Raw genomic sequence first — 10,149 nt, 5'->3', positions numbered from 1 at the left:
CTTAGAGTCAGCTGCTTCCTAGCTGGCTCACCTTTGCCCCAAAGTCATTCAGAGTAAATCCTCATTTATACCTTGTTAATATGAACTTACCCGACTAAAAGTTATCCGAATTCCCCCTTGAATAACGCACTTATAGAGGCAGAGTCATGCTAGGGTAAAACCGGCTGTTGGGCGTCTAATTAGTGATATACAAATGCAGTAAGCAAATGTAACTTAAGAGGTTAGTCTGTTCGCGAACTTGAAGCCTATATTACATCACCAAAAATTCGCTACCGTTTATCATGCTTCATGGCGATTTAGATAAACCAGTATCACTAGAGCGCACCTCCCTCCTCAAACCTTCGAAAAGCTTTCAATGTGCGCGATACACTATTTTTCGCCCATTAATCAATTTCACTTGTGACAAAGTTATCAGAATTATGTATTTTCGGTAACGTTCCCGAAGTTATCGATCTATCATCCACCCAGATACAAAAGTGAAGTAATCAACACGACTGATTTCGATTTCTTCTTCGATATAGAGCTTGTACATCAAAAGTATAAGCCGAAATGCGCTTACGAATTATATTGGGAACGTTTGCAAACAATCCAAAATAATTAACGTGAGAACATAAGAATGAAACTACACACTTTAGCGGTTGCTGTAACAATGGGGCTAATGACTACATCGGTATTAGCAAGTGAAGACGTTGCAGCATTAGAGCTACGTATTAATGAATTAGAACAAAGAGTTGCACAAACGGAGCAGGTTTCTACCGAAGCCAATGAAAAGGCTTCTTCGTTTGAGTTTCACGGCTATGCACGCTCTGGGTTATTGATCAACGACGACCTAAACGGCGCTACAGGTACTGGTCCTTACATGACAGCGGCGGGTGCGATTGGTGCACCAGTTGGACGACTTGGTGTGGAAGATGATCATTACGTTGAAGCGAACTTGATTCATAAGCGTTTTGCGGATGATGGTTCTAGTGCCTTGTTTCGTATCATGTTAGCCGACAGTACTGAAACAAATAACGAATGGACAGCCAGTGAAAGCCAGTTGAATGTACGACAAGTGTATTCGGAACTGAACCGCCTGAGCATGTTCTCTGAATCCGAAGCGTTTTCTGAAGCAACGTTTTGGGCGGGTAAACGGTTCGATCGCGACAACTTTGATATTCACTTTTTCGATTCGGATATTGTCTTCTTATCAGGTACTGGTGCGGGCGTTTACGATGTTCAGATGAGCGACAACTGGAAGGCGAATTTCTCTATTTATGGCCGAGATTTTGGTGAGATTGATAGCTCATCAACAGATGTAGAAAACTACATTGCAACGATGAATAACCGTATTGGCCAATGGCAAGTTATGTTGAGTGGCATGACTTCAGCAGACAACGATAGCCGCCTAAATGGTGCTGCTGAAAGCGGTGTACACGCAATGTTTGCGTACCATGGAGACAACTTCTTTGGTCTGAGCGAAGGCTTCTCTAAAACGGGCATGTTAGTGGGTAGCGGCCTAGGTGCAGAGCTAAAAGGCATCGGTTCCAATGGTGACCTGCTGGATGACGCAAAAGCCGTTCGCCTGTTTAGCTACGGTGTTACTCGCATTGGTGACAACTGGCGCTTAGCACCTGCATTAATGGCAGAGCATAGCCAAGACCGTTTGAAGAAGAATGACGAGTTCACATGGGCTTCTTTAAACGTTCGATTAGCTCAAGAGTTCACAGAGAACTTTGAGATGGTTTACGAAGGTTCATTGCAATACATGGATTTAGACAACTCGACAGAGCAAGCGAGCGGCGGTTTCTACAAAGCGACAGTGGCACCAACACTGAAGCTTTCAACCAGCACTGGTTTCTTTGACCGACCAGAACTGCGTTTCGCTGTGAGCTATGTGGATTGGAGTGAAGACCTGAATGGTTACTCGATCAGCACTGAAGCAGATGGTGCAACGATGGGAGAGGGCGGCGAGGTTCTGTTTGCACTGCAGATGGAAACTTGGTTCTAATTACCTGATATATCGTTTAGATAGAGAGTGTTAATCATCATGTGATAGTCGCATCATCAAATGCCAACCTTATCGTTTCAACTCGAAGGTTGGCATTTTTTTATCTTGGGATAACCTGATCTCTGAAATAAATTGCTAGCAAGATTCTCGGTCAATTGTGGTGAAGGTCAACACCATCTTACTCATTTCCAAGCCTTTTTTCTCAATACGGTCGAGCAGCAGCTTAGCTCCATTTTCTCCCGCTTTATCAAACGCATAGTTAAACGTAGACAGCGTTGGTGTGCATACTGAAGCAAGTTCATCGTCACCCACGCCGAGTACCAAGACATCCTTTCCTGGAATGAGTCCACCTTCCTGAATTGCTCTGATCGCACCGATTGCGATACGGTCAGTTGCGCAGAACAGGCCATCGAGCTTGGTGTGCTCTTTTAGAGACTGTTTAGCCAGTTGGTAACCTGACTCTATGGTGAAGTCGCCACGAGCGTGAAATTGCAGTGTGAGGTCGTTAAATTGAAGCGATTGAGCGAAGCCTTCCGATCTCATCTTATCAACCGCAATATCATCGCCTTGCACGCCGATGAATCCCATATGCTTACAACCTTTCGCTATGAGGCGATTACCCGCTTCAAACCCTACGCGAGTGTCGTCGTGCACAATGCTTGGGATGTTAAACATTGCCCCGTCTTGACCAACCAATACCACCGGCACAGCAGAGCTTTGAATCGCTTTGACTAATTTGTTGTCGAGGTGGGTCGCGTACAGGATGATACCTTCAACGCGTTTTTGGTTAAATATCTGAATATATTCAATTTCTTTATGGTGTGTTTGGTGTGTGCTCGCTAATAAAACATGCTTGCCCGCTTGCTCTAAGACGGCGGTTAAACCATCGACACCCTGAGAGGTGGCGTGGGAAGAAACCCTAGGGACAATCACACCAACGAGATTGGTTTTTTGAGACTTTAAGTCTTTAGCGACTTGGTTTGGGAGATAGCCACACTCTTCGACCGCTTTACGCACCTTCACCTTGGTCGCGTCTTTTACGCCATACTCATCGTTGATTACTCTAGAAACCGTCGACTTGGAAACTCCAGCGAGACGAGCGACATCATGAAGACTAGCCATTATTCATTATCCATTTGTAATTTTAGTTTTGGGATTGTTTGCAAACCTGGAATAACATTTCCTGTTTGCAAGGCGATTTTAACCTTGTCACTTCATCTTAGGGAGATAATTTAAAGATCATTCTCACATTATCGAGCCATTATCTTTGATCATTTGTTATTTATAGGCAAAAATTTGCTTTGCAAACGTTCCCGAAAACTCAAAAGCTCAAATGATAATCCAATGGGGTATGTAATGAATTATCCAAAAATAGCAAAAGAGCTGCTTTCTCTATTAGGTGGTAAAAGTAATATCACCGCACTTGCACACTGTGCGACTCGTCTGCGTCTTGCGGTTGCAGACCAAGATAAAATTGATGAACAGGCGATTGATAACCTAGAAGGGGTTAAGGGCCAGTTTAAAGTGGCAGGTCAATATCAGATCATCTTTGGTTCAGGCATCGTTAACCAAGTTTATGCTGAGCTGGCTAAGCTGACTGAAATGACGGAAATGTCGACCAACGATGTGGCGTCTGCAGGTGCTGACAACCAAAATATCCTGCAGCGCGCAGTGAAAGGCCTGTCTGATATTTTTGTACCAATCATTCCGGCGATTGTTGCTGGTGGTCTTTTGATGGGTATCTACAACCTATTGACGGCTCAAGGCTTGTTCATTGATGGCAAATCTTTAATCGACGCTAATCCGGGTTTGACCGACTTAGCAAACATGATCAATACATTTGCTAATGCTCCTTTTGTGTACTTACCTATTTTATTAGCATTTTCAGCGAGTAAGAAGTTTGGTGGTAACCCATACCTTGGCGCGGCTTTAGGTATGTTGATGGTTCACCCAGACTTGCTTAACGGCTGGGGTTTCGGTGGCGCATCGGTGTCGGGCAGCATTCCAGTTTGGAACATTCTAGGGTTCGAAATCGAGAAAGTGGGCTATCAAGGTTCAGTACTGCCCGTTCTTGTTTCTGCGTTTATTCTAGCGAAAGTTGAGCTTGGCCTACGTAAAGTTATTCCTTCGGTTCTGGATAACTTGCTAACGCCGCTACTGGCTATTTTCGTGACTGGCCTATTGACATTCACGGTTGTAGGTCCATTTACACGTGATATCGGTTTCCTACTGGGTGATGGTCTTAACTGGCTATACAACAGCGCTGGCTTTATTGGTGGTGCGGTGTTTGGTTTGATTTATGCGCCGTTCGTTATTACTGGTATGCACCATAGCTTTATTGCTATTGAAACTCAGCTGCTTGCGGATATAGCAACGACTGGCGGTACGTTCATCTTCCCTATCGCGGCGATGTCTAACGTGTCACAAGGTGCAGCGGCACTGGCGGTTGGTTTCATGAGTAAAGATAAGAAAATGAAAGGTATCGCGATTCCTTCTGGTGTGACTGGCTTGCTTGGTATTACTGAACCTGCAATGTTCGGCGTGAACTTGAAGCTTCGCTACCCATTCATTGCTGCAGTTTGTGCAGCTGCGGTTTCAAGCGCGTTTATCACTATGTTCAATGTGAAAGCACAAGCACTGGGTGCGGCGGGTATTCCTGGCATCATCTCAATATCACCAGAAAAAATTGGCTACTACGTGGTAGGTATGATTATCGCGTTCGTGACTGCCTTTGCTTTGACCGTTATTTTAGGTCTGCGTGAGCGCAGCAAGCAAAACATTAAAGCAACAGCTTAACGTTTCTCCCTAGAAGTGAAGCCCCCCTTTTCACTTCATTTCCTAAGCTTTGGGGTGCTAGCTAGGTGATTTGGCTTAGCTAGCCTTTTTATATTTTTACATGACAGCGTGAAGTGTCACCTTGCTTTTGGTTGCTACTGCTTTCGATTGCCATCGCTTTTGTTTGTCATGATTTTCAGTTTTAAGGTAAGAAAGATGAATCAAGTTTGGGTAACTGGAGACGCCGTCGTCGACCTCATTCCGGAGACTGACGCGACATTATTGAAATGTCCGGGCGGTGCGCCTGCCAATGTCGCGGTAGCGATTTCTCGCCTTTTAGGCAAAAGCGCATTTTTTGGCCGAGTGGGTAACGATCCATTTGGCACTTTTATGGAAGTGACTCTGCAAAAGGAAGGTGTGAATACCGAGCGTTTGGTGAAGGACCCTGAACAACGCACATCAACCGTGGTGGTTGATCTTGATGACCAAGGCGAGCGCAGTTTTACGTTTATGGTTAAGCCAAGTGCCGACCAGTTTATGTCTGTTGAAGACATTCCCGAATGTAAGAAAAACGAGTGGCTACACGTCTGCTCAATCTCTTTGGCTAATGAACCAAGCCGAAGCAGCACTTTTGAAGCAATCCGACGTATGAAAGCCGCGGGCGGTTACATCAGCTTCGATCCAAACCTTCGTGATGAAGTGTGGCAAAACCCATCTGAAATTAAGTCTGTAGTCATGAAAGCGGTTGAATTGGCTGATGTGGTTAAATTCTCAGAAGAAGAACTGGATTTCCTAACCGATTCAACTTCGGTGGAACAAGGTTTGGCTAACATTGCAGATCTTAACAACACGCTTGTTTTGGTTACGCAGGGCGCGAAAGGGGTTTGGCGAGTATTTGAAAACCAAGGTGTGTTGATTTCAGGTCGCTCAGTGACGCCAGTGGATACTACAGGCGCAGGCGATGCTTTTGTTGGCGGCTTACTTGCAAAGCTTTCTCAACATGAAGAGTGGAATAATCAACAAGTCGTTGATTCTGCAATCCATTGGGCAAATGGCTGTGGTGCATTGGCAACTACGCAAAAAGGTGCGATGACTGCACTTCCAACGCAAGAGGCTCTAACTCAGTTTATTCAAAAAGACTCTTCAAATACGAATGCCGTAGAGGAGAGTGTATGAGTTTGAACTCGAACTGGACAGTAGAGCAAAGATATCGTCGTATAGAAGAGATTTCACAAGACAGCATTGATGCGATGATAAAACTTCGTAAACAAGACGCTGGATATCCGAGCTACCATATTGCGCCTAAGTTTGGTCTGCTTAATGACCCGAATGGTCTGTGTTTCTTTAATGGTGAGCACCACCTATTTTACCAATGGACGCCAGTTGGCCCAGTCCATGGTATGAAGTACTGGTACCACCTTTCTACCAAAGACTTCGTTCATTTCCAAGACCGCGGCATTGGGTTACACCCAGACCAAGATTACGACTCTCACGGTGTTTACTCTGGTGGTGCATTGGTTGAAAACGACAATGCATTGTTGTTTTTTACCGGTAACAAGCGTGATGAAAATTGGTTGCGAGTGCCAACTCAATGTTTTGCCAAGATGTCTGCCGACGGCAAAATAGAAAAGCACGGCGTGGTTATCGAAAACGATCACTACACCGAACATTTCCGCGACCCAAAAGTGTGGAAACAGGGCGACGATTATCTGATGGTTGTGGGTGCTCAAACGCCCCAAGAGACTGGCTCAATGGCGCTATATCGCAGCCGAGACCTGATGAGTTGGCAGCACAAAGGTCCAATTCAAACTCGTTACAACGATCTTGGCTATATGTGGGAATGCCCAGATTTCTTTGAAATAGACAATCAGTCGGTGATGTTGTTTTCTCCACAAGGTGTGTCTAGCGAAAACCCATACGATTTCAAAAACATTTACTCGGTGGCTTATATTGTCGGTGACAGCCTAAATCTAGATTCGGTAGAACTGGAAAACCATCAAGATATTGCGCAGCCAGATTATGGCTTCGATTTCTATGCACCACAGACTTACTTAGATGATAAAGGTCGCCGCATTCTGATTGCTTGGATTGGTCTGCCTGAGATTGATACACCATCTAATGAGCATCAGTGGGCGGGCATGTTGTCGCTACCACGCGAGCTTCACATCCAAGATGGCTATCTGGTGCAGTCGGCTCTACCTGAATTGAAAGCGCTGCAAGGCGAAGCTGTTACGGTTGAGAGCGTTCTTGAACTGGGTACAACCAGCTTCATGGTTCAGCTTGAAACGGAAACGGACGAGTTTGAGTTAACGCTTGCAAATGCTGCGGGCGAGAATATCGTGTTCAGTGCTACAGAAACGGAGTTCATGCTTGATCGCAGTCAGATGTCTCAACTTTACGCGGAAGAGTTTGGCTGTGTGAGAAAAGCGCCGAGGTTAAGTGTTGAGCAAACTATCGAAGTTTATGTCGATAAATCGGTGATCGAAATCTTTATCAATGGCGGTAAACATACAATGACCAGTCGTTTCTTCATCGATGACTTGAACGCGCTGTCCATTACTGATTGTGTAAAAACTGTTTATCACGCAATGAGCCCAATTAAAGGACTAGATGATTAAGTTGTTACAATTTACAAACCACTTTACGAGTGGTTTGTATTGCCTTGAAGCATTTTTGTAGTGGCCAAGTGAATTGGGCCGCTACATTAGAGGATTTGCTATACCTCAAGTTATCCGCTAAATGCTAAATTAGCATTTCATATAACACGAAATTGTCCAAAATCTTCATAAGCTGAATTCTTACTCACGGCACTTTCTATCACGAAAATGCCACAAAGTTTCTTAGCCCTAACAAACCAATTACCTGTAGTGCAAAGCATTAGGCCAAGTTAACTTAATCCGTACCACTGAGAATTATGCGGAATACCCCTAAACCTCTTCTCATATCACACAACAACCTAATATGCCTTGAGGTTCACAATTAACATCTTCAAGATAAATGGACTGCTAAAATGGAAAAAATCCGTCCATAAGCGTTAATGGTTAGGAAACAATGTCGAACATAGTAGAAATAGATTTTTCAAAAAAGTTAGAAATCAAGATAGACAATAAGCTACCAGTTGGATTAGAAGATCTTTCGTTATCCTTGTTGTCGTTTAATAAGCAATTTCACAAATTTGTGGAATCTGAGACAGATGCATTGACGGATGTAGGCTCAGAGCTGCTCATTAAAGAAGTGAGAAAAGGTTCCATTGTAGTCGAGCTGGTTTCGCAGGCAGCCCCTATAGTCCCATTAATCTGGTCAGGTGGCTCATTGGTTGAATGGGCGAATGTAGTCCAGAGCAGTTGTAACTGGTTACTGGGTAAAAGCGATCAGCCGCCAAAAGATATGACCAAGCAAGACCTTCAAGAGTGGAACAAAATTGTAGAGCCAATCGCTAAAGACAATGGTTCACAAATGAATATCAATGTTTCTGATGGTGGTAAGGTCGTCAATCAATTTATATTAAACTCCACAGAAGCAGCCGCAATACAAAATCGAATTGGTCGCTTAGTTGAGGACATCGATACTCCGCAAGAAAATAAGTATCTGAAAAAGGTAATGTACTGGTATCAAACTAAATTTGACCCAAACTCTGATACAGGTAATAAAGCAATTATTGATGACATTTCAAAGTCCGCACTAAAAGTAATCTTTGAAAACAATGCTTTAAAAGAGGCTATGTTGCACCCCGATCCATCATTAGGTAAGCCATGGCAAGAACTCGCTTTTGTTGTAGATGTGGAAGTTCAAACCGTGAGAGGCAAACCAAAAATGTACAATGTCCTCAATTATTACCCTGAGCATACATTCGACCCAGACGAATAACCATTTAACAAGTAATTAAGTCGAATTCATGAACGCGTGCCGACTCGCTTACGCTCAAATATAGCACGCGTTCATTCACCGCTTATTGCGGCGCTAATTAGGTAAATAATAAATGAATCATTTTACAGATAGACTTAGAGAGCCATTAAACGAGACAACTAGAAAAGCCCGACGGAATCTGCTTGCTGTTTCTGTTTTAGGTATTGTAACTGCGAAAGTAGGGTTAGTTCCTACCAAAATATCTGCGTTTGGAGTTGAGTTTTCATCTTCAAACTTGGAAGCTTTGATGACATTGTTGGCTTTGGCTATCGCTTACTTTTTAGTTACTTTCATTGTTTATATTGTTTCGGAATTACAAGCATGGCAATTGTTAATTACATCAAAACAACTTGAAGAGTTGAAGACTGAAGCTGCACGAGAACGTGGCTATCGTGATGAATATCATACTAATCTAGAGGTGGATTTCTCGAAAAGAGTACAAATGGTTTACTCGAAAACTAAGCCTATATTCTACACTCGCTTATTAGTCGAAATACTAATACCGTCAATTCTAGCGTCTTATTCAATCATCGCGACGAGTAAGCTAGATGTTGTAGCTCTACTAGCTAGGTAAATCAGCTAACAAGGCCATCAAGTGTGACGCTTTATAATAGGCAGTTTTGGTTTTGAGTTCAGTGGGGCGTACCTTATGGCGGGTGTTAGGGCTCAGGAGGAAAAATGACATTAGAAGAATATGAAAAAGCTATAGCTAATTGGGTTGTAGAAAAAGTAAAACCAATTGGTGAGGCTATGCTCGCAGGTGAAATGCCTGAAGACTATAAGACGGAATATTTTCCAATGCTCCTAGACGGCTTTAAAGGGGTATTTGATTCATTTGAAGCTATGAAATTTTCATTAACGTTGTTGAAGTCAGACTTTCCCGTATCTGAAAGCGTGCCCCGAGAAAAGTACTTAGAGTATGTAGTTCATGCATTTTATAGCGATTGTTATGTGCTTAAAGAGTTGCTCAAAGGCTATACAAATAGAATCCAAAAAGTCTATGGCAGGGCACTTCCTAATGAATCTGTAAAGTTGCGGCTTGAACCAGTTTTTGAAGCATTGTCGAACGATATTGAACCACTGATGAATATACGTAATTCTCATGTGCATCAAGAGAGGTTTCAAGGAGGTGGCTTAAGTCAACTATCGGGGCTATCTCTTGCTGCGCAGTTTGAAGGTTCACTAGCAGATGCAAGTGATGAAGCATTTAAAGTTATTTTAGATCAATGGGTTAGATGTTTTGAGCGTGTTATTGGCATATATACAGGGTTGCTAGACGAGTGCTTTGACCATATTTCGGAAATAGTGTTAGTAGATGGTGTGGTACGAGAGCCTTAACAAACAACTAAGGTTTCAAGATACTTTTTCTAATCTGATTAAAACCGTTTAGAGCAAAAAACCTAAACGGTTTCTGTCCAAAAACACGTTAAATTGGTGTTCAACATATAATTAAAGTTAAACAAAAATGAGCTCCGAAA

8 protein-coding genes are annotated in these 10,149 nt (G+C 43.2%); 7 read left to right on the top strand and 1 reads right to left on the bottom strand.

Features of this window, described 5'->3' with window-relative positions; translation table 11 throughout:
* Positions 1–616 precede the first annotated feature (616 nt).
* On the top strand, positions 617–1,990 hold the full coding sequence (locus FH976_RS14680) for a carbohydrate porin (RefSeq protein WP_194091543.1): 1,374 nt from the start codon (positions 617–619) through the stop codon (positions 1,988–1,990).
* Positions 1,991–2,125: 135 nt separating this feature from the next.
* Here FH976_RS14680 and FH976_RS14675 read toward each other — a convergent pair whose 3' ends face one another.
* Positions 2,126–3,112 (bottom strand): LacI family DNA-binding transcriptional regulator, encoded by a 987-nt coding sequence (locus FH976_RS14675; protein ID WP_194091542.1) that lies wholly within the window; start codon positions 3,110–3,112, stop codon positions 2,126–2,128.
* Positions 3,113–3,346: 234 nt separating this feature from the next.
* Between FH976_RS14675 and FH976_RS14670 the strand changes: the two genes are divergently transcribed.
* The 6 genes from FH976_RS14670 to FH976_RS14645 all read left to right on the top strand — a co-directional run bounded on the left by FH976_RS14670 (position 3,347) and on the right by FH976_RS14645 (position 10,009).
* On the top strand, positions 3,347–4,786 hold the full coding sequence (locus tag FH976_RS14670) for a sucrose-specific PTS transporter subunit IIBC (protein WP_016786638.1): 1,440 nt from the start codon (positions 3,347–3,349) through the stop codon (positions 4,784–4,786).
* A 195-nt stretch (positions 4,787–4,981) separates the two neighbouring features.
* Complete coding sequence (locus tag FH976_RS14665; RefSeq protein ID WP_171736152.1) at positions 4,982–5,941, top strand: aminoimidazole riboside kinase; 960 nt, start codon at positions 4,982–4,984, stop codon at positions 5,939–5,941.
* Complete coding sequence (locus tag FH976_RS14660) at positions 5,938–7,383, top strand: sucrose-6-phosphate hydrolase (protein WP_194091541.1); 1,446 nt, start codon at positions 5,938–5,940, stop codon at positions 7,381–7,383. Before FH976_RS14665 ends, FH976_RS14660 begins: the two co-directional genes overlap by 4 nt.
* Before the next feature lie 433 nt (positions 7,384–7,816).
* Positions 7,817–8,632, top strand: a complete 816-nt coding sequence (locus FH976_RS14655) for a hypothetical protein (protein ID WP_194091540.1) — start codon at positions 7,817–7,819, stop codon at positions 8,630–8,632.
* A gap of 112 nt (positions 8,633–8,744) precedes the next feature.
* Complete coding sequence (locus FH976_RS14650) at positions 8,745–9,245, top strand: hypothetical protein (RefSeq protein WP_194091539.1); 501 nt, start codon at positions 8,745–8,747, stop codon at positions 9,243–9,245.
* Positions 9,246–9,349: 104 nt separating this feature from the next.
* Complete coding sequence (locus FH976_RS14645; RefSeq protein ID WP_194091538.1) at positions 9,350–10,009, top strand: hypothetical protein; 660 nt, start codon at positions 9,350–9,352, stop codon at positions 10,007–10,009.
* Positions 10,010–10,149 lie beyond the last annotated feature (140 nt).

Source organism: Vibrio hibernica, assembly GCF_015223435.1.
In the GTDB taxonomy this organism is placed as follows: Bacteria; Pseudomonadota; Gammaproteobacteria; order Enterobacterales; family Vibrionaceae; genus Vibrio; species Vibrio hibernica.
The sequence above is the reverse complement of the archived record's forward strand: the minus strand, read 5'-3'. Positions and strand labels throughout refer to the sequence as shown.

Excerpts from the sequence above, each read along its gene's own strand:
- FH976_RS14670 (WP_016786638.1), top strand. The coding sequence starts at position 3,347 with ATGAATTATCCAAAAATAGCAAAAGAGCTGCTTTCTCTATTAGGTGGT.
- FH976_RS14655 (WP_194091540.1), top strand. The coding sequence starts at position 7,817 with ATGTCGAACATAGTAGAAATAGATTTTTCAAAAAAGTTAGAAATCAAG.
- FH976_RS14665 (WP_171736152.1), top strand. The coding sequence starts at position 4,982 with ATGAATCAAGTTTGGGTAACTGGAGACGCCGTCGTCGACCTCATTCCG.
- FH976_RS14675 (WP_194091542.1), bottom strand. The coding sequence starts at position 3,112 with ATGGCTAGTCTTCATGATGTCGCTCGTCTCGCTGGAGTTTCCAAGTCG.
- FH976_RS14660 (WP_194091541.1), top strand. The coding sequence starts at position 5,938 with ATGAGTTTGAACTCGAACTGGACAGTAGAGCAAAGATATCGTCGTATA.
- FH976_RS14650 (WP_194091539.1), top strand. The coding sequence starts at position 8,745 with ATGAATCATTTTACAGATAGACTTAGAGAGCCATTAAACGAGACAACT.
- FH976_RS14645 (WP_194091538.1), top strand. The coding sequence starts at position 9,350 with ATGACATTAGAAGAATATGAAAAAGCTATAGCTAATTGGGTTGTAGAA.
- FH976_RS14680 (WP_194091543.1), top strand. The coding sequence starts at position 617 with ATGAAACTACACACTTTAGCGGTTGCTGTAACAATGGGGCTAATGACT.